The organism is Serratia sp. CC22-02, assembly GCF_900182895.1.
In the GTDB taxonomy this organism is placed as follows: domain Bacteria; phylum Pseudomonadota; class Gammaproteobacteria; order Enterobacterales; family Enterobacteriaceae; genus Serratia; species Serratia nevei.
Map to the genome: position 1 here is coordinate 126,618 of NZ_FXUD01000009.1, position 23,306 is coordinate 149,923.

General features: G+C 62.2%; 17 protein-coding genes. 4 read left to right on the forward strand and 13 right to left on the reverse strand.

Going from position 1 to position 23,306, the window contains the following annotated elements; translation table 11 throughout:
* Nucleotides 1–134: 134 nt before the first annotated feature.
* The 5 genes from glgA to asd all read right to left on the reverse strand — a co-directional run bounded on the left by glgA (nt 135) and on the right by asd (nt 8,706).
* Nucleotides 135–1,565 carry a glycogen synthase GlgA gene (gene glgA / locus QOL81_RS23055; RefSeq protein ID WP_049202834.1) on the reverse strand — a complete coding sequence of 477 codons (1,431 nt, stop codon included), beginning with the start codon at nt 1,563–1,565 and terminating at the stop codon, nt 135–137.
* A 135-nt stretch (nt 1,566–1,700) separates the two neighbouring features.
* Nucleotides 1,701–2,978: a glucose-1-phosphate adenylyltransferase gene (glgC, locus tag QOL81_RS23060; protein ID WP_004930810.1), complete on the reverse strand. Its 1,278-nt coding sequence runs from the start codon at nt 2,976–2,978 to the stop codon at nt 1,701–1,703.
* A gap of 15 nt (nt 2,979–2,993) precedes the next feature.
* Nucleotides 2,994–4,976, reverse strand: coding sequence for a glycogen debranching protein GlgX (gene glgX / locus QOL81_RS23065; protein ID WP_060424485.1), 1,983 nt, complete (start codon nt 4,974–4,976; stop codon nt 2,994–2,996).
* Nucleotides 4,973–7,159 carry a 1,4-alpha-glucan branching protein GlgB gene (glgB, locus tag QOL81_RS23070; protein ID WP_060441400.1) on the reverse strand — a complete coding sequence of 729 codons (2,187 nt, stop codon included), beginning with the start codon at nt 7,157–7,159 and terminating at the stop codon, nt 4,973–4,975. The genes glgX and glgB overlap by 4 nt, the downstream gene beginning before the upstream one ends.
* 443 nt (nt 7,160–7,602) lie before the next feature.
* Nucleotides 7,603–8,706, reverse strand: a complete 1,104-nt coding sequence (gene asd / locus QOL81_RS23075; protein ID WP_016930397.1) for an aspartate-semialdehyde dehydrogenase — start codon at nt 8,704–8,706, stop codon at nt 7,603–7,605.
* 192 nt (nt 8,707–8,898) lie between these two features.
* Between asd and QOL81_RS23080 the strand changes: the two genes are divergently transcribed.
* Nucleotides 8,899–9,492, forward strand: a complete 594-nt coding sequence (locus tag QOL81_RS23080; RefSeq protein ID WP_025159894.1) for a YhgN family NAAT transporter — start codon at nt 8,899–8,901, stop codon at nt 9,490–9,492.
* A gap of 30 nt (nt 9,493–9,522) precedes the next feature.
* Here the strand turns inward: QOL81_RS23080 and gntK are convergent, their stop codons facing one another.
* The 4 genes from gntK to QOL81_RS23100 form a co-directional block, all read right to left on the reverse strand.
* A complete protein-coding gene (gene gntK, locus QOL81_RS23085; protein WP_033649350.1) occupies nt 9,523–10,050 on the reverse strand; it encodes a gluconokinase in 528 nt (175 codons plus the stop codon).
* Nucleotides 10,051–10,151: 101 nt separating this feature from the next.
* Nucleotides 10,152–11,468, reverse strand: coding sequence for a gluconate transporter (gene gntT / locus QOL81_RS23090; protein WP_033636339.1), 1,317 nt, complete (start codon nt 11,466–11,468; stop codon nt 10,152–10,154).
* 340 nt (nt 11,469–11,808) lie between these two features.
* A complete protein-coding gene (gntR, locus tag QOL81_RS23095) occupies nt 11,809–12,804 on the reverse strand; it encodes a gluconate operon transcriptional repressor GntR (RefSeq protein WP_060424481.1) in 996 nt (331 codons plus the stop codon).
* 289 nt (nt 12,805–13,093) lie between these two features.
* Complete coding sequence (locus tag QOL81_RS23100) at nt 13,094–13,789, reverse strand: pirin family protein (RefSeq protein WP_038873615.1); 696 nt, start codon at nt 13,787–13,789, stop codon at nt 13,094–13,096.
* 389 nt (nt 13,790–14,178) lie between these two features.
* On the opposite strand from QOL81_RS23100, the gene QOL81_RS23105 reads away from it, so the two are divergent.
* A complete protein-coding gene (locus QOL81_RS23105) occupies nt 14,179–14,694 on the forward strand; it encodes a GNAT family N-acetyltransferase (protein WP_060424478.1) in 516 nt (171 codons plus the stop codon).
* Nucleotides 14,687–15,868: a P1 family peptidase gene (locus QOL81_RS23110; protein WP_060424475.1), complete on the forward strand. Its 1,182-nt coding sequence runs from the start codon at nt 14,687–14,689 to the stop codon at nt 15,866–15,868. Before QOL81_RS23105 ends, QOL81_RS23110 begins: the two co-directional genes overlap by 8 nt.
* Nucleotides 15,869–15,926: 58 nt before the next feature.
* Here QOL81_RS23110 and iolE read toward each other — a convergent pair whose 3' ends face one another.
* From iolE to iolD, 4 genes are read right to left on the reverse strand one after another with little or no spacing between them, the layout of a single operon-like run.
* Nucleotides 15,927–16,823, reverse strand: a complete 897-nt coding sequence (gene iolE, locus QOL81_RS23115) for a myo-inosose-2 dehydratase (RefSeq protein WP_019455194.1) — start codon at nt 16,821–16,823, stop codon at nt 15,927–15,929.
* Between the two features lie 59 nt (nt 16,824–16,882).
* Entirely contained in the window at nt 16,883–17,767 is an 885-nt protein-coding gene (locus QOL81_RS23120) for a sugar phosphate isomerase/epimerase family protein (protein ID WP_197827335.1), read from the reverse strand.
* Nucleotides 17,768–17,807: 40 nt separating this feature from the next.
* Nucleotides 17,808–18,821: a bifunctional inositol 2-dehydrogenase/D-chiro-inositol 1-dehydrogenase gene (gene iolG, locus QOL81_RS23125; RefSeq protein ID WP_038871433.1), complete on the reverse strand. Its 1,014-nt coding sequence runs from the start codon at nt 18,819–18,821 to the stop codon at nt 17,808–17,810.
* 35 nt (nt 18,822–18,856) lie between these two features.
* On the reverse strand, nt 18,857–20,797 hold the full coding sequence (gene iolD, locus QOL81_RS23130) for a 3D-(3,5/4)-trihydroxycyclohexane-1,2-dione acylhydrolase (decyclizing) (RefSeq protein WP_102985401.1): 1,941 nt from the start codon (nt 20,795–20,797) through the stop codon (nt 18,857–18,859).
* A 545-nt stretch (nt 20,798–21,342) separates the two neighbouring features.
* Between iolD and QOL81_RS23135 the strand changes: the two genes are divergently transcribed.
* Nucleotides 21,343–23,274 (forward strand): bifunctional 5-dehydro-2-deoxygluconokinase/5-dehydro-2-deoxyphosphogluconate aldolase, encoded by a 1,932-nt coding sequence (locus tag QOL81_RS23135; protein WP_060441404.1) that lies wholly within the window; start codon nt 21,343–21,345, stop codon nt 23,272–23,274.
* Nucleotides 23,275–23,306 lie beyond the last annotated feature (32 nt).

Genomic DNA, 23,306 nt, shown 5'->3' on the forward strand with positions numbered 1-23,306 from the left:
TGATCCCTTTTAGGGAGCCCAGCCATTCGCCGCGGAATAGCTGGCCCCGCTGAACATGGACGCGGTATGCCGCGCCCCGACAATCAACCCAAACGGCTGCCCGCCGCGCGTCAACCCAAGACGCGAAACGCGGGCTACAAACGTTGATAAAGCGACAGATACTCTTTCGCCGCCACCGGCCAGCCGAAGTCCACGCTCATGGCGTGGCGCTGAACGTGGCGCCAGTGTTTCGGCCGGCTCCACAGCACCATGGCGCGGCGGATGGCGTTGCCCAGCGCGACGGCATCGCAATCGTCGAACACGAAGCCGCTGGCAGTGCCGTCGGCCAGATTTTCCAGCGCGCAGTCCACCACCGTGTCCGCCAGCCCGCCGGTGCGCCGCACCAGCGGCAGCGTGCCGTATTTCAGGCCGTAGAGCTGCGTCAGGCCGCAGGGCTCGAAGCGGCTCGGCACCAGAATCACGTCGGCGCCGCCGATGATGCGGTGGGAGAAGGACTCGTGATAGCCGATCTGCACCCCAACCTGCTCGGGATAGTCGGCGGCGGCGGCCAGAAACGCCTGTTGCAGCACCGCGTCGCCGGCGCCCAGCAGCGCCAGCTGCCCGCCCTGCGCCAGCAGCTCAGGCAACGCCTGCAGCACCAGGTCCAGACCTTTTTGGCTGGTCAAGCGGCTCACTACCGCGAACACCGGCAGCGATTCGTCCACCTTCAGCCCCATGGCCTTTTGCAGATGCAGCTTGTTTTTGACCTTACTTTTCAGATCGTCGGCGTCGTAGCGGGTACTCAGCCGCGGGTCGTGGGCCGGATCCCAAATCTTGTCGTCCACCCCGTTGAGGATGCCGCTCAGCCGGCCCTGCCGCTGCCGTTCCTGCAGCAGCCCCTCCATGCCATAGCCGAACTCCGGCCGGGTGATCTCGCGCGCATAGGTCGGGCTGACGGCGGTCACGTGGTCGGCATAAAACAGCCCGGCCTTGAGGAACGACATCTGGCCGTAGAACTCCAGGCCATAAACGTCGTAAAACGACGCCGGCAGCCACAGCTCGGTCACATGATGGGCGGAGAACAGCCCCTGATAGGCCAGGTTGTGCACCGTGAACACCGAGCGCGCCGGGTGGCCGTTGGCGGCCAGATAGGCGCAGCTCAGGCCGGCGTGCCAGTCGTGGGCGTGCACCAGCTGCGGGCGCCAGTAGCGATCCAGCCCCTTGGCCAGCTCGCAGGCCATCCAGCCCAGCAGCGCAAAGCGGCGATGGTTGTCGGGGTAGGCGTACATGGATTGGTCGTGGTACGGGCTGCCCGGCCGGTCATACAGCCAGGGGGCGTCGATGAGATAGATGCCCACGCCATGGTAGGTGCCGTAACGCAGGCCCACCCGGCCGGCGAACGAGTCGATTTCCGCCACCAGCACGGTGTCCGGAATGCCGTTGCGTACGTCAGGGAAAGCGGGCAATAGCACCCGAACATCGGCGCCTTCGGCGATTTGCGCCGCCGGCAGTGCGCCAACCACGTCTGCGAGTCCGCCCGTTTTCAGCAGGGGGAACATTTCAGAACATACGTGTAAGACCTGCATTATCACTCCTGAAAGTCGGCCGAAGGCCTCTGGATAAGAAATAAAGCAGGCTTGCCGCTGTTATGTTTGCCGCGTTGCGCAAGCCATCGAACCGTTCATCAGGCGGCAGGCTATCGTTCTGCCGCCCACGTTAACTCACAATTTTGACAACATTTCGCGCGTCACCAGCACGATGCCGCCTTCCGAGCGATAAAAGCGCTTGCTGTCCTCATCGGCGTTTTCCCCGATCACCATGCCCTCCGGAATGTGGCAGGCGCGGTCGATGATGCAGCGCCGCAGGCGGCAGGAACGGCCGACGTTCACGTCCGGCAACAATACGGTAGAGTCGATGGTACAGAACGAGTTCACTCGCACGCGCGGGAACAGCACCGAATGCACCACCACCGACCCGGACACGATGCAACCGCCGGACACCAGCGAGTTCATGGTCATGCCGTGGCTGCCGGAGCGATCCTGCACGAACTTGGCCGGCGGCAGCGGCTCCATGTGGGTGCGGATCGGCCAGGCGCGGTCGTACATGTCCAGCTCCGGCGTTACCGACGCCAGATCGAGGTTGGCGCGCCAGTAGGCGTCCAGCGTGCCCACGTCGCGCCAGTACGGCGGCAGATCGGGGTTGGAGGTCACGCAGGACAAGGTAAACGGATGCGCCCACGCCGCCTGTTGCGCGGTGATTTTCGGGATCAGATCCTTGCCGAAATCGTGGCTGGAACCGGGGGTCGACATATCCTCTTCCAGCAGCTGGAACAGGTAGGCGGCATTAAAAATATAGATGCCCATGCTGGCCAGCGACATATCCGGGTTGCCCGGCATCGCCGGCGGATCGGCGGGTTTCTCCAGGAACTCGATAATGCGGTCGCTTTCATCCACCTTCATCACGCCGAATTCGCCGGCTTCGCTGCGCGGCACCGGCAGGCAGGCCACGGTGCACTGGGCCCCCTTCTCGACGTGGTCGATCAGCATGCGCGAGTAATCCATCTTGTAGATATGGTCGCCCGCCAGGATCACCACGTATTCGGCCTCATAGCGGCGGATGATGTCCAGATTCTGGTAGACCGCGTCGGCGGTGCCTTTGTACCAATGTTCGGTGCTGAGGCGTTGCTGGGCCGGCAGCAGGTCGACGAACTCGTTCATCTCTTCGTTGAGGAACGACCAGCCGCGCTGAATGTGCTGCACCAGCGTGTGCGACTGGTATTGGGTGATCACGCCGATGCGGCGGATGCCGGAGTTCAGGCAGTTCGACAGGGCGAAATCGATGATGCGGAATTTGCCGCCAAAGTGGACGGCGGGCTTGGCGCGGGTGGAGGTCAAATCTTTCAGGCGCGAGCCGCGGCCGCCGGCCAGGATCAGCGCTACGGATTTAATCGGCAGCTGGCGCGCCAACATCAGGGGGTCTTTATTTTCAAACCTAACCATAGCGGACTCCTTTTATTATTTCCGTACCAGAACGCAAAGCGAGCGCGCGTCCTGGTGCCAGGCGGGTAACACCGCCCGTGAGTCTTCCTGAGTGAACGGAGCGACAACCTGCCAATCGCCTTCCGGCAACCTCATCTCCACCGTTTGCGGCGTGGCGTTGACCAGCAGCAGCCAGCGCTGCGACAGCAGGATCTGCATGAGCAGATCGCCTTGCTCCCACTGCTGCGCGTCGAGCGCCTGCCCTTGTGCGTTCAGCCACTGCACGCTGCCGTCGTCCTGCTGCCACCAGCGGTCCTGTTGCAACGCGGGGATCCGGCGGCGCAGCGCGATCAGCGCCGCGACGTAATCGGTCAGCGCGTCATCCGCCGTGGACCAGTCGAGCCAGGTGGTGGCGTTGTCCTGACAATAGGCGTTGTTGTTCCCCTGCTGGCTGTGTCCCTGTTCATCGCCGGCCAGCAGCATCGGCGTTCCCTGGGACAGCAACAGCGTGGCGAGCATCGCCCGCTGGCTGGCCCTGCGGCGTTGCACAATGGCGTCGTCGGCGACCAGGCCTTCCACGCCGTGGTTGTTGCTGAAATTACGATCGCTGCCGTCGCGGTTGCCTTCGCCGTTCGGCTGATTGTGTTTCTCGTTGAAGCTGACCACGTCCTGCAGGGTAAAACCGTCATGGGCGGTCAGCATGTTGACGGTGGCGTAAGGCGCTCGCCCGCGCTGGTTGTACACATCGCTGGAGGCGGCAAAACGCCGGGCGAACTGGCCGAGCGACACGCCGCTCTGCAGCCAGAAACGGCGCATGTCGTCGCGGTAATGGTCGTTCCATTCGGCGAAGCGGCCGGGAAACGCCCCCACCTGATAGCCGCCGGGGCCAACGTCCCAGGGTTCGGCTATCAGCTTGCAGCGCGACAGCACATCGTCCGCCAGCATCGCCTGGAACAGCGGCGCATCGCGATCGAACCCCGGCGTGCGGCCGAGCACGCTGCCCAGATCGAAGCGGAAGCCGTCGACGTGGCACTCCCGCACCCAAAAATGCAGGCAGTCCATCACCCAGGCCACGCCCTGCGGCTGATCGAGCCGTAGGGTATTGCCGCAGCCGGTGTCGTTGACGTAGTCCCCTTCCGGCGTCAGCCAGTAGTAGCTCTGGTTGTCGATGCCGCTCAGCGACAGCATCGGCCCGTCCATATCCAGCTCGGCGCTGTGGTTGAACACCACGTCGAGGATCACCTCGATGCCGGCTTGATGCAGCGCCTTGACCGCATCGCGAAATTCGTTCAGCGGCGTGCCGTCGGTGCTCAGGCTGGCGTAGCGGTTGTCCGGCGCATAGGGCGCCAGCACGTTATAGCCCCAGTAGTTGATCAGCCCCAGCCGCTGCAGACGCGGTTCGGAGGTATGTTGCTGCACCGGCAGCAGTTCCAGCGCGGTGATGCCGAGGCGTTTGAAGTGGGCGATCATCACCGGGTGCCCCAGCGCGGCGAAGCTGCCGCGCAGCGCCGGCGGGATCTTCGGGTGCAGCAGCGTCAGACCGCGTACGTGCGCTTCGTAAATCACCGTCTGCCCCCAGGGCGTGGCGGGCGGGCGATCGTCCTGCCAGTCGTAGCATTGGTCCACCACCACGCATTTCGGCATCAGCTCGGCGCTGTCGTGCGGATCCGGCCGATCGTAACCGCCGTGCAGGTGCGGGTGGTCCGCCACCGGCCCTTCCACCGCGCGCGCGGCCGGATCGAGCGCCAGCTTGTTGGGGTTGAACCGCTGTCCGTTCGCCGGGTCGAACGGGCCGTAGACCCGGTAACCGTAACGTTGTCCCGGCTTGCCGCCCGGCAAATAGCCATGCCAGATATCGCCGCTGCGCGCCGGTAGCGGCAGGCGCACCTCACGCTGCTGGCCGTCGAACAGGCACAGCTCCACCCGCTCGGCGTGCGCCGAGTACAGGGTAAAATTGATGCCTTCGCCGTCGTAATGCGCGCCCAGCGGTGCGGCGAGGCCGGCCGTCAGCTCCGTCATGGCGCCTCCCGCAGCAGATAAATGGTCGCCAGCGGCGGCAGCGTCACGCAGATGGAAAAGTCGCGGCCGTGGCTGCCGACCGCTTCGGAAGAGACCCGCCCCTGATTGCCGGCGTTGCTGCCGTGATAGTGGTGCGAATCGGTATTGAGGATCTCGCGATAGTCGCCGGCGCGGGAGAGGCCGATGCGGTAGCGGTAGCGCGGCACCGGGGTAAAGTTGCTGATGGCGATCAGCTCATTGCCCTGCGAATCGTAGCGCGCGAACGCGAACACCGAGTTGTCGTGATCGTCGACCACCAGCCACTCGAAGCCGTCCGGGCGATAGTCACGCTCATACAGCGGCGCCTGCTGCCGGTAGCAGTGGTTCAGATCGCGCACCAGCCGCTGCACGCCGTTGTGCCAGTTATCCAGCCCTTCCAACAAATGCCAATCGAGGCTGGTATCGAAATTCCACTCGCGCCCCTGCGCAAACTCGCAGCCCATAAACAGCAGCTTTTTGCCCGGATGTGCCCACATAAACCCGTAGTAGGCGCGCAGGTTGGCGAACTTTTGCCAGGCGTCGCCCGGCATGCGGTCGAGGATCGATTTTTTGCCGTGCACCACTTCATCGTGCGAGATCGGCAGCACGAAGTTCTCGGTATAGGCATACAGCATGCCGAAGGTCATCTGGTTGTGGTGATACTTACGGTGCACCGGATCGCACTTCATGTAATTGAGCGTGTCGTGCATCCAGCCGAGGTTCCATTTGTAGTGGAACCCCAGACCGTTGGCGTCCGGCGGCAGGGTGACGCCGGGGTAGTCGGTGGACTCCTCCGCCAACGTCACCGCGCCCGGCTGCGCCTGGCCGATAGTCTGGTTGGTATAACGCAGGAAGGCGATCGCCTCCAGGTTCTCGTTGCCGCCGTAGTAATTCGGCACCCACTCGCCGTCGGCGCGGCTGTAGTCGCGATAGATCATCGACGCCACCGCATCGACCCGCAGCGCGTCGATGCCGAAGCGCTCCAGCCAATACAGCGCGTTGCCCGCCAGGTAGTTGCGCACCTCGTGGCGGCCGTAGTTGTAGATCAGCGTATTCCAGTCCTGATGGAAGCCCTCGCGCGGATCGGCGTATTCGTACAGCGCGGTGCCGTCGAAGTTCGCCAGGCCATAGGCGTCGCTCGGGAAGTGCCCCGGCACCCAGTCGAGGATCACGTTGATGCCCGCCTCATGCGCCGCCGCCACGAACGCCCTGAAATCGGCCGGCGTGCCGAAGCGCCGGGTCGGCGCATACAGCCCCAGCGGTTGATAGCCCCAACTGCCGTCGAACGGGTGCTCGTTGATCGGCAGCAGCTCGATATGGGTGAATCCCATGTCCTTCACATAGTCGATAAGCTGCACCGCCAGCTCGCCGTAGCTGAGCCAGAAGTGGTTGTCGGTGTGACGACGCCATGAGCCGAGATGCACCTCGTAGATGGCGATCGGCTGGTCAAAATCGTTGGCGCGGCGGCGCGCCTGCGTCGACGGCACCACCTCCGGCAGCGGCGCCACCAGCGAGGCGGTGTCCGGGCGCATCTGCGCCTCGAAGGCGTAAGGATCGGCTTTCAGCTGGGTATTGCCGTAGCAATCGACGATTTCATATTTGTACAGCTGGCCGGCCCGCACGCCGGGCAGGAACAGCTCCCAGATGCCGTTTTCACGCCGCAAACGCATCGGATGGCGGCGGCCGTCCCAGAAGTTGAACTCCCCCACCACCGAGACGCGCTGGGCGTTAGGCGCCCAAACGGCAAAGCTGACGCCGTCGACGCCATCCAGCGTGGCGAGGTGAGCCCCCAGGCGTTCATAGGGGCGCAGGTGCGTGCCCTCGGCCAGCAGCCAGCTGTCGATATCCTGCAGCAGCGGGCCGAACCGGTAGGGATCGTCGACAGTCTGTTGGTGATCGCGCCAGCTGACCTGCAGCTGATAGCGGAAAGGATTTTTGCGCCGCGGCACCACGGCGCTGAAGAAGCCGCGCGGATCGTCGCAGTTCAGCTGCGCCAACCGCCGGCCGGTTTGCTGCTCAATCAGCCAAACCTCGGTGGCATCCGGCAGCAGCGCACGCACCTGCAGACCGTTATCGGTCGCATGCATGCCAAGCAGAGCAAAGGGATCGGCGTAATGGCCGGAGATGATCTGATCAATCACGTCACGATCGGGAAGTACAGGCATAGTCTTCTTCCTTAGATTAACAGCATGATCTAAGCACGGCTTGTTGGTTATTCCTTGGCCGTTTTGGTCATCATGCAATGCATTCGGACTCTAAAGCGTGATTGCGGTCGGTTATTGACCAATCTTTACTCTGCCGACCTGAATTTCGCTCTTTATGCTTATTTTTTGAAATATTTCAGTCATGGTGAAAAATTGTTCGCCCATGCGTTAAGCATAGCCAATGTCTGTTAAAAACTGCTCAGCATTGCTCAGGAAAATTCTTCATTAAGAAAACTGCCAGCCCGGCGGCTTCTGCATGCGGCGGCCGACGAGGAGATATGCGGGGTGGAGCCCGGTGAAACGAGGCTTGCGGTGACGTTGCCCGGCGCGGTGCGCGGCGAACAAAAAAGCGAAAAATGAGGCTTTAGGGGGCTGAAATCAGCCAGCCCCCAGGAAGTGCGGGTTTACAGCAGGATGCGCAGCATGCGGCGCAGCGGCTCGGCCGCGCCCCACAGCAGCTGGTCGCCCACGGTGAACGCCGACAGGTACTCCGGCCCCATATTCAGCTTGCGCAGACGGCCAACCGGCGTATTCAGCGTACCGGTCACCGCCGCCGGCGTCAGTTCGCGCATGGTCAGCTCGCGGTCGTTCGGGATCACGCGCACCCAGTCATTGTGCGTCGCCAGCATCTGCTCGATTTCCGGCAGCGACACGTCTTTTTTCAGCTTCAGGGTGAACGCCTGGCTGTGGCAGCGCAGCGCGCCGACGCGCACGCACAGACCATCGACCGGGATCACGCTGCCGGTGTTCAGAATCTTGTTAGTTTCCGCCTGACCTTTCCACTCTTCACGGCTCTGGCCGTTGTCGAGCTGCTTGTCGATCCACGGGATCAGGCTGCCGGCCAGCGGCACGCCGAAGTTATCGGTCGGCAGTTTGCCGCTGCGGGTGGCCTCGGTCACCTTGCGCTCGATATCCAGAATGGCGGAGGCCGGGTCCTGCAGTTCCTTCGCCACGTCGGCGTGCAGCATGCCCATTTGGGTCAGCAGTTCGCGCATGTGGCGCGCGCCGCCGCCGGAGGCCGCCTGGTAGGTGGCGACCGACGCCCACTCCACCAGATCGTTGGCGAACAGACCGCCGAGCGACATCAGCATCAGGCTGACGGTGCAGTTGCCGCCGACGAAGGTTTTGATGCCTTTGTCCAGGCCCTGCTGAATCACCGCGTGGTTGACCGGATCCAGGATGATGATGGCATCGTCCTGCATGCGCAGCGAAGAGGCCGCGTCGATCCAATAACCCTGCCAACCGCTGGCGCGCAGCTTAGGATACACTTCGTTGGTATAATCGCCGCCCTGACAGGTAATAATGATATCGAGCGCGCTCAGCGCGTCGATGTCATACGCATCCTGCAGCGTGCCCTGCTGGCCGCCGAAGGCCGGCGCGGCAGAACCGTGCTGCGAGGTGGAGAAAAAGACCGGGCGAATGGCATCGAAATCGCGCTCTTCCGTCATGCGTTGCATGAGAACCGAGCCGACCATTCCGCGCCAACCGATGAAACCAACGTTTTTCATAATATCTGTTTCCCGCCCGGATAAGGGCTATGTAGGTGATAACGAGTTGTGTGCAATATCTCCTCACCTTACAAAATGTCGGCGCGGGCGCAAAGTGAATTTATTCGATGGCTGAGGATTTCTCAGCAATCCTTCTTATAGGCAAGGACGCGGCCGGAAAGGCCGAGGCGTTTTCCCGATCACGAGGTCACCATGACAGAGATGATTTCCGCTACGGTATTGCTGTTTTTAATTATGGATCCGCTGGGCAATCTGCCGATTTTCATGTCGGTGCTCAAGCACCTGGAGCCGCGCAGGCGCCGGGTGGTGCTGATCCGCGAGCTGCTGATCGCCCTGCTGCTGATGCTGATTTTCCTGTTCGCCGGCGAGAAAATTCTGGCGTTCCTCAACCTGCGTACCGAAACCGTCTCCATTTCCGGCGGCATCATCCTGTTTCTGATCGCCATCAAGATGATTTTCCCGTCTCAGGAGGGCAACAGTTCGGGGCTGTCCGCCGGCGAAGAGCCCTTCCTGGTGCCGCTGGCGATCCCGCTGGTGGCCGGGCCGTCGATTCTGGCAGCGCTGATGCTGCTGTCGCACCAGTATCCGCATCAGCTGCCCCATCTGGTGGCGGCGCTGTTGATCGCCTGGGGTCTCTCTGCGGCCATTTTGCTGATGTCGAACCTGTTCCTGCGCCTGCTGGGCAGCAAAGGCGTCAGCGCGCTGGAGCGGTTGATGGGGCTGATTCTGGTGATGCTGTCGACCCAGATGTTCCTGGACGGCGTGCGGGCTTACATGAAGCTGTAGGCGCCTGACGGCGCCGACGACGGCCCGCGCTTAGCGGGCGGTGATGCGGTTGATGCAGGCGAGCGTGTCGGCGACCACGCCGTCCAGCGGCTGGTTGATGTCGATCGCCTGCACATCCGGCTCCTGCTCGCCCGGCTCTTCCAGCGTGGCGAACTGCGAAACCAGCATCTGCGGTTTGAAGAAGTGGCCTTTGCGCTGCTTCAGGCGCTCCTCAATCACCGTTTTATCCCCTTTCAGGTAGAGGAAATGCAGGTTGCGATTGCCTTCGCGCAGGCGGTCGCGATAGCTTTTTTTCAGCGCCGAACACACCAGCAGCGACACCGGATTGGTGCGTTGCATGGCGAAGATGGCGTCGTTGAGCGCAGCCAGCCACGGAGCGCGATCGTTGTCGTCCAGCGCATGCCCGGCGGCCATTTTGTTGATGTTGGCGCGCGGGTGCAGGTAATCGCCGTCCAGCATGGCGGCATCGGCTTCCCGGGCGACGGCGCTGGCCACGGCGGATTTACCGCTGCCGGACACCCCCATCAGGATAAATACGTGATTCTGCGGATTACTCATTGTGTCATGCCCTTATGGGAACTGGCGCGAGCGCGCCAAATGCGTCCCAACTGATAAAGATACTCTGGAACGCCGACGCCCCGCAGGGCGTCGGATAACGATTATACGACCGTCGCCAGCAGCAGGCAGCCCACCAGGCCGCACACCGAGATGATGGTTTCCAGCACCGACCAGGATTTGATGGTTTCCATGATGCTCAGGTTGAAGTACTCCTTGAACAGCCAGAAGCCCGGATCGTTAACGTGCGAGAAGATAACGCTGCCGGAACCGACCGCAATCACCATCAGCTCAGGGCTGACGCCGGTGGTGGCGATCAGCGGGGCGACGATGCCGCCGGCGGTGATCGCCGCCACGGTGGCGGAACCCAGCGCCAGACGCAGCGCGGCGGCGATCGACCAGGCCATCAGGATCGGCGAAACGTTGCTGCCTTCCATCAGGCCGGCGATGTACTGCTCGACGCCGCTGTCCACCAGCACCTGTTTGAAGGCGCCGCCGCCGCCGATGATCAACAGCATCATGGCGATGATTTTAATCGAGTCGGTGATGGTGCCCATCACTTCATCCATGGTGCGGCCGCGGTTCAGGCCGAAGGTGAAGATAGCGATCAGCACGGCGATCAGGGTCGCCATCACCGGGTCGCCGAAGAACTCGGCGAAGCGCAGCAGGCTGTGGCCCTTCGGCAACACCATTTCAGCCACCGCGCGCAGCGCCATCAGGATCACCGGCACCAGCGACGTGGCGACGCTGACGCCAAAGCTCGGCATCTCTGCTTCGGTAAAGGTTTTCGGGTTGTACAGGCCTTCCGGCACCGGCTTGTCGATGCCTTTCAGGAAGCGGGCATAAACCGGGCCGGCCAGGATCACCGTCGGGATCGCCAGCAGCGTGCCGTACAACAGGGTTTTACCCATGTCGGCATGGAAGATGGTGGCGATGGCCGTCGGGCCCGGGTGCGGCGGCAGGAAGCCGTGGGTCACCGACAGCGCGGCGGCCATCGGCACGCCGACGTACAGCAGCGGGATGCGCGCGGAGGCGGCGATGGTGAACACCAGCGGCAACAGCAGCACGAAGCCCACTTCGTAGAACAGCGCGAAGCCGACGGTGAAGCCGGTCAGCACCACCGCCCATTGAATATGTTTTCTGCCGAACTTGTCGATCAGCGTGGTGGCGATGCGCTGTGCGCCGCCGCAGTCCGCCAGCAGTTTGCCGAGCATGGCGCCGAAGCCCATGATCAGCGCCAGGCTGCCCAACGTGCCGCCCACGCCGGCCTTGATGGAGCCGATGACCTTATCGACCGGCATACCCTGTGCGATCCCGACCGCCAGAGCAACCAGCACCAAAGAGATAAAGCCGTTCAGCTTGAAGCGGATCATCAGCAGCAGCAGCAGCGCTACGCCGCCTGCAACAATCACTAATGGCATAATTTTTCTCCAACCTTTTATCGCGACTCTCTTTACGATAGGCGTAAAGCGTGCGGTTGTTTTATTTTTAGGCTCTTTCCCGGTGTTTAAGAAGAGCTGTAGGTGTTGTTGATTCAGAGGTTCAGTCTTGCAGCAAGATGACCGCACGCTCGTTGTTACCGGTATCATGATACCGGTAACAACATGAGCGCCGGAACCGGGTAAGCGGCTAAAATTCGCGTTCTGGGACAGAGATCAAACTTATGCCGGCAACGACCGGCGGGCTTACAGGCGGGATAACCCGCGCGCCTCAGGGCGCGCTGCAAAAAGAAAGGGTGTTAAAACAGAACGTTAAAATGGCTCAGATACTGCCGCCGGGGATCACGGTGAAACCGACGTCCACCATGCGCGGGCACACCGTTTCGCCGCGCAGCCGGGCCAGCAAACGCTCGGCACCGATCTGCCCCATGCGTTCGCGCGGCGTCAGCACGCTGGCCAGCTTAGGCACCATCACCTGGCCGATATCATGGCCGTGGAAACCGGCGATCGCCATGTCCTGCGGGATCGACAGCCCCTGCCGCTGGCACTCGAAGGCCGCGCCGATCGCCAGGTCATCGTTGGTGCAGAAGATACTGTCGATCTGCGGATAGTCGCGCTGCGCCAGGCGCAGCAGCTCGCCGCCGGCGGAATAGGAGGAAGAACGCGCGGTCATGATGCTGTAGGGCTCCAGGCCGGATTCGCGCATCGCCTGCTCATACCCCTGCTGCTTGATGAGGGTACGTTCATCCTGACGGGCACCGAAATAGACCACGTGACGGTGGCCGTGCGCGATGATCTGCTGGGTCATCTGGCGCGCCGCCTCGAAGTTGTTGAAGCCCACCGCCAGATCGATGCACGGCGAGACGCAGTCCATCAGCTCCACCACCGGAATGCCCGCCACCTCGATCATTTTCAGGGTGCGCGCCGTGTGATGGCGCTCAGACAGGATCAGGCCGTCGATATTGTAAGAAAGCAGCGAGGTCAGACGCTCTTCTTCACGCTCCGGCAGGTAGCCATAGTGCGCCAGCATAGTCTGGTAGTTGTGCGCGTCGGTGACGCTTTCGATGCCGCGCAGCACTTCGGCGAACACCTGGTTGGTCAGCGACGGCAACAGCACGCCAATCGCCCGGCTGGTGGCGTTGGAGAGGATGTCCGGCGCGCGGTTGGGGATGTAGCCCAGCTCATCCAGCGCGACGGCGATTTTTTGCTGCAGGGCGGCAGAAACCTGGTCGGGATTGCGCAGATAACGGCTCACCGTCATCTTGGTCACGCCCACCTTGTCCGCCACATCCTGGAGTACCGGCCGTTTTTTCTTCATTATCAATGAACTGACTAACCGTGAATGGGCAGTCATTTTAGCAAAAAAAACGGCGGGCCGATATTGTCGGTTATGCGACGGCCAACGCAAAAAGGCTCACAGCGTGAGCCCTTCATACGGTGACAAAGGGGAAAAAGCGTGGTTTCTCCCCTTTGTGATTGTCAGCCGAAAATCAATAAATTGATTTTCCTTGTTTTAATATGCTGCCGGCTTTCAGGCGGGCAACGTCATCAGGCTTGTCGTTAACCTCAAGGGCTCACAGCGTGAGCCCTTGAAATTTACCGCTTAATCACACCGGCGGCAGATCGAACAGCAGGATTTCGCTCTCTTCGTCGGCCTGAATCGTCAGCGCCGATTCATCCCACACCGCAAACGCATCGCTGATGCCGGCGGCCTGGCCGTTGACCGAGACTTTGCCGCGCACCACCTGGATCCAAATACGGCGGCCGGCGGCGATCGGGTACTCACCCTGTTCGCCTTTATTCAGCGCCCAACGCGACAGCGTCATATCCTGGAACACCTTCAGCGAACCGTCGCGCGCATCCGGCGACAGCACCAGCTGACGGCCCTGCGGCGCGTCGAACATGCGCTGCTCGTAGCGCGGCTCCAGCCCGACCTGATCCGGAATGATCCAAATCTGGTACAGGTGCAACGGACGATCCTGATTGGCGTTGTACTCGGAGTGACGCACCCCGGTGCCTGCGCTCATGATCTGGAATTCGCCGGCCTGGATCTGCTCCTTGTTGCCCATGCTGTCCTGATGCTCCACCGTGCCGCTCAGCACGTAGGTCAGGATTTCCATATCTTTATGCGGATGGGTACCGAAACCCTGCCCCGCGTCGATCACGTCTTCGTTGATCACACGCAGCGCCGAGAACCCCATAAAGTTCGGATCGTAGTAGTCGGCAAAAGAGAAGGTGTGCCAGCTATCCAGCCAGCCATGATTGGCGTGGCCGCGGTCTTCCGCTTTACGTACATAAATCATATTCAACTCTCCTCAATGTTTTTTTACAGTCTAGTCCTGCGGGCAGAATAAGAAAGCGTAAAAAACTCATGCCTCTGTTCAAAAATTTCGATGGAATGAAGCGGCAGATGGGCAACGGATTTGTTGAAGGCGGAAGCGGTTGAAAAAGGGCAAAAAAAAAGCCAGCACCCGAGCTGGCTAAGTAAACACTGGAAGCAATGTGAGCAATGTCGTGCCTTCGCAGCGAGAGTATCAAGGGTTGATGCCCTCCCCGGAACGCATCGCAATAATAATCATTATCATTCGCACCTGTAAAGCGTTTTTTTTGACCCGTTCAAATAATATTGACTCAAGGCAGTAAACGGATAAATTCAGAGGTTATTCAACCGGTAAGCAACAGGAGCAGCGAGATGAGCGAGATCGTGATACGCCACGTGGAAACGACGGATGCGCAAGCCCTGCATCATCTTTATTCTCAGACGCCCGTCTATCGCGATACGCTGCAGCTCCCGCTACCGTCCGTCGAGTCCTGGCAGAAGCGCCTCGCCAATCCCGAACCGGGCACGCATAACCTGGCAGCCTTCATCGACGGACAGCTTGCCGGGCAGTTGGTCGTGATGCTGAATCAGCGCGTTCGCCGCCGCCACGTCGCCACCTTCGGCATCGGCGTCGATCCACGCTACCACGGTCAAGGCGTCGGCAGCCGCCTGATGCAGGCGATGATCGACCTGTGCGACAACTGGGCGGCCATCGAGCGCATCGAACTGACGGTGTTCACCGACAACCCGGCGGCTATCGCGCTATACCGCAAGTTCGGTTTCGAAATAGAGGGCACCAGCCGCGCCTATGCCATGCGCGACGGCGTGCTGGTCGACGCCTACCATATGGCGCGTTTGCGCTCCGGGCAGCCGCACGGCGATGCGTAATCGCCCTCACCCACAGGGGCCACTGTGCCGGCCCCTGTGCATCAACCGCCGAACCTTTTTACAAGCGCTGGCCGGCCTGACCGCCGCCGCCGGCATATTCTCTCCTCTCACCTCGTTAGGTGCCGCTATGCCAACTTCCGCCGCCGGGCGCCCAGGCGCCCGCAACCTGATTACCGATGTGCCGGGCCTGAAGGTCGGCGTGGCGCAAGACAGCCGGGTGCGTACCGGCACGACGGTTATCCTGCCGGACAGCCCGGCGATCGCCGCCGTGGACGTGCGCGGCGGCGGCCCCGCCACCCGGGAAACCGACGCGCTGGGTGAAGACAATTTGGTACAGACCGTCGATGCGCTGACGTTCAGCGGCGGCTCGGTTTACGGGCTGGCGGCGGCGGATGGCGTCGCAGCCTGGCTGGGGCAACAGGGCCGAGGCTACGCGCTGCGCCCGGCCCCCGGCGTGCCGGTCTCCCCTATCGTGCCCACCGCCTGCCTGTACGATCTGGCCAACGGCGGCGACAAAAACTGGCAGCTCACGCCGCCGTATCGCCAACTGGGCATCGATGCGGTCGGCAAGGCCGGATTGGACTTTCCGCTGGGCACCGTCGGCGCCGGCTACGGTGCCATGACCGGCATGGGTAAGCTGAAAGGCGGCCTCGGCTCGGCATCTATCATTGCCGCCAATGGCGCTACCGTCGGCGCACTGGTGGCGGTCAACAGTTTGGGTGCGGTGGTCGCACCCGGCACCCGCGCCTTCTGGGCGACCCCCTATGAAATTGACGGTGAATTCGGCAACGGCGGCGCAGCGGCGCTGGCACAACTGCGCGCGCAGGGCGAAGATTGGATGGAACAAGAGCCGCAGGGCGGCAGAAAGAACACGACCCTGGCCTGCATCGCCACCGACCTGGCGCTGACGCGGGTGGAGTTGAAACGGGTGGCCATCATGGCGCAAGACGGCATGGCGCGCGCCATCCGCCCGCTGCACAGCCCGTTTGACGGCGACGTAGTGTTCGCCCTGTCCACCGGGCAGCGCGAGGTTCAGGGCAGCCGCGAACTGGCGGTGCTGCAGATCGGCGCGCTGGCGGCGGACACCCTGGCCCGGGCGATCGCCCGTGGCGTACATGCCGCCACGCCGTGGCCCGGCAGCCAGGTCGCAACCTGGCAAACGCTCGGCGGCTAACACGCCGCCACCAAAAAAGGGGCGCTGGCGCCCCTTAATCATGATTAACCCTCGTCGCTTAAATGCCGGCGGTTTCCCGAATATAACGGCGCGCTTTTACCGCATACTCGAACGGGTTGGCCAGCGCCGGATCCTGCTCGGCCTCCACCACCATCCACCCTTTGTAACCGCGCTCGTCCAGTAGCTTGAACACCGGCCTGAAGTCGATCACGCCATCACCCGGCACGGTGAAGGTGCCCTTCTTCACGCCGTCGAGGAAGCTCAGCTTGTTGGCTTTCACTTCCGCCACCACCTCATCGCGCACGTCCTTCAGATGGACGTGGTTGATGCGCGGCAGATACTTCTCCAGGATCGCCATCATCGCCTGCTGGCTGCCTTCCGAATAGTAGGCATGGCCGGTATCGAACAGCAGGTAGACGTCGTCGTTGACCATGCTCATGTAGCGATCGATTTCGGCCGTGGTCTGAATGCCGGTGCCCATGTGGTGGTGCAGACACACCTGCATGCCTTTGCCGGCGGCGATCTTCGCCAGCTCGTTGTAACCGTCGGCCACGCGCTGCCACTCTTCATCGCTGAAGTACGGCTTCTCTTCGAACACGCCTTTAGTGGTGCCCTGAATGCTCTTGCTCTGCTCGGAGCAGCCGATCACCCTGGCGCCCATGGCATGCAGGAAATTCATGTGGTTGATAAATTCATCGATGGTTTTGTCTTTCTGGCCGTCGGCGAAAAAGGTGCTGAACCAGGCGTTGCAGATCTGGATGCCGCGAATATCCAGCATCGGTTTCAGCACCGCCGGATCGCGCGGGTATTTGCTGCCCACTTCGCTGCCGGTGAAGCCGGCCAGCGCCATTTCGCTGACGCACTGCTGGAAGGTGTTTTCCTTGCCCAGATCGGGCATGTCGTCGTTGGTCCAGCCGATCGGCGCAATGGCCAATTTCACGTTGTCTTTATTCATGGTCTGCCTCGGTCCTTGGAGGGCCGCCGGTGCAAACGCCGCCGGCGAGCCGAATAAGATTATTTGCCCAACAGCTCTCTTTCGATGCGCTCTCTGGTCGCCACCGCCTGGCTCGGCATCTTTTCCGGGTAGCCGAACAGCGAGGTGCAGATGATCGATTCGCCGCCGACCTTGAAGCTGCGGTTGGCAAATTCCATGTCGCGCAGCGTCTGGAACAGGGCGTCGAAATTCACCTCGCCTTCGCCGATGCCGACGTGCTGATGCACCGCGGCGTCAACGCCCGGCGGGTTGACGATATAACGGCAATGCTTGGTGTGATTCATGGTGTCGGCAATCAGCACGTGGGAAAGATCGTCCCCGGCGTACTGCAGCATGCCGGCCACGTCACCCTGCCCCTTGTCGTAGTAGAAGGTGTGCGGCACGCTGTAGAGGTATTTGACGTGGTCGCTGCGCAGCGACTTCACCAGATCGGCGGTTTCGTTGCTCAGCTCGCAGAAGTCCCACGGGTGCGACTGGATCTCCATACGGATACCCTCGTGCTCGACGATCGGCAACAGCTCCTCCATCGAGCGATACCACAGCTCCTCGCAGATCTCTGGTTCGTTGGGGTTGCCCGCCAGTTCGGTGTTAATCACCTGCACGCCCATTTCCACCGCGATTTCGATCATCCGCCGCCAGTTTTTGACCGCCGCCTGGCGGCGATCTTCCCCTGGCCCGGACCAGCGATACACCACGATAAATGAGGAGATCTCCACGCCGGTCGCTTTCAGGGCGTTTTTATACTCCGCCATGATTTCGCGGCTGGCCTTCGGATGCTTGTAAAACGGGTTGATCTGCGGGTGCGGCGACTGCTCGATGTATTTGTAGCCCCAGTCCGCCACCTGCTGCACCATTTTGGTCACGCCCAAATCCCGTATAACGTCGACATCAAAAGCGATCTTCATGGTCACTCCTCTGCAATCGTAGGTATGGGGGACAGGCCGATTATTTGTTGTAGAACACCGGGCGCGCCGGCAAGGTCACCGGCACAATCTCGCCGCTGAGCTGGGCCGCCACGCAGGCGTCGGCGGTCACCGCGGCGGCGTAGCCGTCCCAGGCGGAAGGCCCGGTCAGCTTGCCCGCAGCCACGTCGTTGATGAAACCCTGCAGCTCGACGTCATAGGCGTCGATAAAGCGATCTTTCCAGTCGGTCAGGATTTCGGTCGACAGGCGGGCGCCGCTGCGCATCTGCACCGAGGACGGCTCCGGCAGTTTGGCGATGCCGGTTTCCCCCACCACTTCGCACTGAATGTCGTAGCCGTACTGGCAGTTGACGAAGATTTCGACGTCGATGCGCGTACCCTTGGCGGTTTCAAACAGCACAATCTGCGGATCTTTCAGGTGCGGGAACGCCTTCGGGCTCTTACGCGGGAACACCACCTGCACCGACACGTAGTCATCATCGAGCAGCCAGCGCAGCACGTCGATTTCGTGGATCAGGGTGTCGGTGATCGCCATATCGGTGGTGTAGGCCTCGCCGACCGTCGGGTTGCGGTGCGCGCAGTGCAGCATCAGCGGTTCGCCGATCTGGCCGCTGGTCAGCACCTGTTTCAACGCGCGATAGCCCTGGTCATAAGGGCGCATAAAGCCGACCTGCACCAGCCGCTTGCCGTGTTTCGCTTCGGCATCGACGATGTTTTTGCAGCCCTGCGCGGTCACCGCCAGCGGCTTCTCGCAGAACACCGGTTTGCCGGCGGCGATGGCCGCCAACACGAACTCTTCGTGGCTCGGCCCCCAGGACGTGACCAGCACCGCCTGCACGTCGGCGGCCTTGATCAGATCGTGGCCGTTGTCATACACCCGCGCATCCAGCTGCAGATCGCTCACCACCTTGGCGGCGTTGTCGCGGTTGATGTCGTTTACCGCCACCACGCGGGCACCCTGCAACACTTTGCTGCAGCGACGAATATGATCGCGGCCGATGGCGCCGGTGCCGATAACCCCAATGTTCAATGTCATTTTCGCTACCCTCGAGATTTATGTATGAAAACGAATCAGTAATCGCGCGCCTTATCGATGTTTTCCTGCAGCTTGCGCGCCACTTCGACGATTTTCTCGCTGTCGGCCACCTGAGCGCCGCCCACGCGCCACCAGCTGAGATACTTGTGCACCATGGTCTTCGGCAACACCTTGATGTCCAGCAGCGTGGACACGGTTTGCCTGCGGGCGTCGGCCAGCGCGTCGAGCAGCTGCTGCTCGGTGGTGACCCGATAGGTTTTACAGCCGTAAGCCGCCGCCAGCATGGCGAAATCGACCGGCACCAGCTTGCCGTCGAGCTTGCCGCCCTCTGGATTGCGGAAGCGGAATTCGGTGGTGTAGCTGTCCATGCCGTGTTCCATCTGCAGGTTGTTGATGCAGCCGTTGGTCATGTTGTCGAACAGCACCACGTTGATCTTGCAGCCTTCCTGAATCGAGGTGACCAGTTCGGAATGCAGCATCATGAACGCGCCGTCGCCCACCATTGCGTACACCTCGCGCTGCGGCTCGGCCAGCTTGACCCCCAGCGCGGCGTTCACCTCGTACCCCATGCAGGAGTAGCCGTATTCCACGTGGTAGCCGTGCTCGCTGCGGTTGTGCCACACCCGCTGCAGATCGCCCGGCAGGCTACCGGCGGCGGCGACGATCACGCTGTCCGCCGGCAGCTCGCGGTTCAACACCCCCAGCACGCGGCTCTGGGTCAGCGCGGAATCGGTCTGGGCGATAAATTCGGCGAACACCCGCTCGCGATCGAGGTGATCGTCGATCTCCGGCACAAAACCCGCGCCGCCGTATTCCACCGCGTAAACACGCGCGGTCTCTTCACGCTGGGCACCGCGCGCCGCGGCGATGGCGTCGCCCCAGCCGGCGCGGTAGTCAGCCTGCGCCAGCAGCGCGCCCAATGCGTTCAGAGCCTCGCGGGCGTCCGCCAGCACCTGCACGCCGTCGAGCTTGCCGGCGTCAAAGGCGCTGACATTGATATTGAGGAAGCTGACGTCCGGGTGTTGGAACAGCCATTTGGACGAGGTGGTGAAATCGGTGTAACGGGTACCGACGCCGATCACCAGATCGGCCTGCCGGGCCAACGTGTTGGCCGCCAGGCAGCCGGTTTCCCCGATGCCACCGAGGTTGAATTCATGGTCGCTCGGCACCGTGCCTTTGCCGGCCTGGGTTTCGGCAAACGGAATGCCGAAGCGCTCGGCAAATTCGCGCAGCGCCCGCCCGGCCTGCGAGTATTTCACGCCGCCGCCGCACACCAGCAGCGGTTTGCGCTTGGCGGTCAGCAGCGCCAGCGCGTCCGCCAACATGCCGTCGGTCGCCGGGCGGCGATCGAGCCGATGCACGCGTTTCTGGAAGAAATAGTCGGGATAGTCGTAGGCTTCACCCTGCACGTCCTGCGGCAGGCACAGCGTCACCGCGCCGGTATCCGCCGGATCGGTCAGCACGCGCATCGCGTTGATGCAGGCGCTCATCAGCTGCTCCGGCCGCACGATGCGATCCCAGTATTTGCTCACCGCGCGGAACGCGTCGTTGGTGCTGATGCTGAGATCGTAAGGCTGCTCGATTTGCTGCAGCACCGGATCCGGCTGGCGGGAGGCGTAAACGTCGCCCGGCAGCAGCAATAAAGGAATGCGGTTGGCGGTGGCGGTGGCCGCGGCGGTGATCATGTTGGCGGCGCCGGGGCCGACCGATGAGGTGCAGGCGTAGATCTGCCGGCGCAGCTTCTGTTTGGCGAAGCCGATCGCCGCGTGGGCCATGCCCTGCTCGTTGCGGCCCTGATGTACCCGCAGCTCGCCGCTATCCTGTTCCAGCGCTTGCCCCAGCCCCAGCACGTTGCCGTGGCCGAAAATCGCGAAAATGCCCGCGACGAATTTGGTTTCCACGCCGTCGGCCAGCAGATACTGGTTATCGAGAAATCTGACGAGCGCCTGCGCCATGGTTAGCCTGATCTTGCCCATTTACTCACCCTTTAGATTGAGGGCCGCCCCGGAAAGGGCTCGCGCCGAGCCGACAATCCCGTGTTTGTGTTACGCGGCGGCAGCTATTATCTTGAGCAGGCGATGCCCGCTGCTCACGAAGTCGACAACCTGAAACGTGAAGCGATTATAAACAAATATATTTTTCATAAAATCACATTACAGAAGAAACATTTCATTTTGCGATAAAGATCGCATATTGCATGAAAAGCCCGTTTCATCTCGTGCTTCAGCCTTCGCTGACTTCGCACCGCGCAGTGGCGGGTGACCACCGTCAGCACTCAGGATGACAGCCTTTTATCCTGTCCTCGCACTCCTTTTCAGCGCGCGCCTGGCCGCCCTTCCGTGGCCGTTTCACCGCCTTTTCCACCCGCTTGCCGATGTTTTAAATGCATCACATTTTTGGGGTGTAAATTTCATTCCATATTGAAATTGAAATTTTCATTCCCCATACTGTCCACATGCTTCCTGCAGGGCGCCACGCTCGGGCCGCCGCCGGAGTTTTGCTTAAACAGAAGGAAACGGGTATGGCTACACAAGAAAAACAGCTTGATGTCATTTGTCTCGGGCGCATCGCCGTCGATTTCTATGCTCAGCAGATCGGCGCGCGGCTGGAAGACGCCGGCACATTCGCCAAGTACCTCGGCGGCTCTTCCGGCAACGTGGCCTACGGCACCGCCATTCAGGGGTTAAAATCCGGCATGCTGGCGCGCGTCGGCGACGAGCACATGGGCCGCTTTCTGCGTGAAGAGCTGCAGCGCGTCGGGGCCGATACCCGCTGCCTCATCACCGACAAGCAACGATTAACCGGCCTGGTGATCCTCGGCATCAAGGATCAGGAAACTTTCCCGCTGATCTTCTACCGCGAAAACTGCGCGGACATGGCGCTGACGCCGGACGACATCGACGAGGCCTACATCGCTTCCTCGCGCGCGCTGGCCATCACCGGCACGCACCTGTCGCACCCGAACACCCGCGCCGCGGTGCTGAAGGCGCTGGAATACGCGCGCCGCCACGGTCTGCGCACCGCCCTGGACATCGATTACCGCCCGGTGCTGTGGGGGCTGACGTCGCTGGGCGACGGCGAAACCCGCTTTGTGGAATCGGACCAGGTCACGCGCGAGCTACAGGAGGTGCTGCACCATTTCGATCTGATCGTCGGCACCGAAGAGGAGTTTCACATCGCCGGCGGCAGCACCGACACGCTGACGGCGCTAAAAAACGTGCGGCGGGCCACGGCGGCCACGCTGGTGTGCAAGCGCGGCGCGCAGGGTTGCTCGGTGTTCGAAGGCGAAATCGCCGACGACTGGGCGCAGGTGAAGCTGCACGCCGGCGTGCGGGTTGAGGTGCTGAACGTGCTGGGGGCCGGCGACGCCTTTATGTCCGGCCTGCTGCGCGGCTACCTGAACGATGAGGGCTGGGATCAGGCCTGCCGCTACGCCAACGCCTGCGGCGCATTGGTGGTGTCGCGCCACGGTTGCGCGCCGGCCATGCCGACCAAACGGGAGCTGGACGACTATCTGCTGCGCGAACGGCAGGTCACGCGCCCGGACCGCGACGCACGCCTGAACCACCTGCACCGGGTGACCACCCGCAAGCAGCAATGGCCAGAGTTGTGCGTGTTCGCCTTCGATCACCGCAAGCAGCTGGCGGACATGGCGCGCGAAGCCGGCGTCGGCGAGGAACGCATTCCGCGCCTGAAAACCCTGCTGCTCACCGCGGCGCAACAGGCTGCCGCGCAGGCCGGGCTCAACGGCAACAGCGGCATTCTGGCCGACACCACCTACGGGCAGGCGGCGTTGAACGAGATCACCGGCCAGGGATGGTGGATCGGCCGGCCGGTGGAGCTGCCCAGCTCGCGCCCGCTGCGCCTGGAGCACGGCAATATCGGCTCGCAATTGATCGACTGGCCGCAGGAGCACGTGGTGAAGTGCCTGGTGTTTTATCACCCGCACGACGCGGCGGAACTGCGCCGCGAGCAGGATGCGCTGATCGCCGACGTCTACCGCGGCTGCTGCAAATCCGGCCACGAGCTGCTGCTGGAGGTGATCCTGCCGGACAACAACCCCGACAAGGACGAACGCCATTACCTGGAGATGATTGAACACTTCTACCGGTTGGGCATTCAGCCGGACTGGTGGAAACTGCCGCCGCTGAGCGCGGAAAACTGGCGGCGGGTCGGTGCGCTGATCGACACCTACGATCCCTTCTGCCGCGGCGTGCTGATCCTGGGGCTCGACTCCCCGGAAGCGGTGCTGAAGGCGGGCTTTGCCGCCGCCGCGGATGCGCGCTGGGTGAAGGGTTTCGCCGTCGGCCGCACCATCTTCGGCCAGCCTTCGCGCCGCTGGCTGCAGGATGAAATCGACGACGCGGCCCTGATCGAGCAGGTGAAACAAAAATACCTGACGCTGATCGGTTTCTGGCGCCAGTACCGTCCGCAGGCGAGCGGTGCGCACTGACAGCGAGCGCGAGTTCACGTCCCCTTAAGGCC

Bases quoted from the DNA above. Each gene is read 5' to 3' on its own strand.
- glgA (WP_049202834.1), bottom strand. From the start codon at position 1,565: ATGCAGGTCTTACACGTATGTTCTGAAATGTTCCCCCTGCTGAAAACG.
- glgC (WP_004930810.1), bottom strand. From the start codon at position 2,978: ATGGTTAGGTTTGAAAATAAAGACCCCCTGATGTTGGCGCGCCAGCTG.
- glgX (WP_060424485.1), bottom strand. From the start codon at position 4,976: ATGACGGAGCTGACGGCCGGCCTCGCCGCACCGCTGGGCGCGCATTAC.
- glgB (WP_060441400.1), bottom strand. From the start codon at position 7,159: ATGCCTGTACTTCCCGATCGTGACGTGATTGATCAGATCATCTCCGGC.
- asd (WP_016930397.1), bottom strand. From the start codon at position 8,706: ATGAAAAACGTTGGTTTCATCGGTTGGCGCGGAATGGTCGGCTCGGTT.
- QOL81_RS23080 (WP_025159894.1), top strand. From the start codon at position 8,899: ATGACAGAGATGATTTCCGCTACGGTATTGCTGTTTTTAATTATGGAT.
- gntK (WP_033649350.1), bottom strand. From the start codon at position 10,050: ATGAGTAATCCGCAGAATCACGTATTTATCCTGATGGGGGTGTCCGGC.
- gntT (WP_033636339.1), bottom strand. From the start codon at position 11,468: ATGCCATTAGTGATTGTTGCAGGCGGCGTAGCGCTGCTGCTGCTGCTG.
- gntR (WP_060424481.1), bottom strand. From the start codon at position 12,804: ATGAAGAAAAAACGGCCGGTACTCCAGGATGTGGCGGACAAGGTGGGC.
- QOL81_RS23100 (WP_038873615.1), bottom strand. From the start codon at position 13,789: ATGATTTATGTACGTAAAGCGGAAGACCGCGGCCACGCCAATCATGGC.
- QOL81_RS23105 (WP_060424478.1), top strand. From the start codon at position 14,179: ATGAGCGAGATCGTGATACGCCACGTGGAAACGACGGATGCGCAAGCC.
- QOL81_RS23110 (WP_060424475.1), top strand. From the start codon at position 14,687: ATGCGTAATCGCCCTCACCCACAGGGGCCACTGTGCCGGCCCCTGTGC.
- iolE (WP_019455194.1), bottom strand. From the start codon at position 16,823: ATGAATAAAGACAACGTGAAATTGGCCATTGCGCCGATCGGCTGGACC.
- QOL81_RS23120 (WP_197827335.1), bottom strand. From the start codon at position 17,767: ATGAAGATCGCTTTTGATGTCGACGTTATACGGGATTTGGGCGTGACC.
- iolG (WP_038871433.1), bottom strand. From the start codon at position 18,821: ATGACATTGAACATTGGGGTTATCGGCACCGGCGCCATCGGCCGCGAT.
- iolD (WP_102985401.1), bottom strand. From the start codon at position 20,797: ATGGGCAAGATCAGGCTAACCATGGCGCAGGCGCTCGTCAGATTTCTC.
- QOL81_RS23135 (WP_060441404.1), top strand. From the start codon at position 21,343: ATGGCTACACAAGAAAAACAGCTTGATGTCATTTGTCTCGGGCGCATC.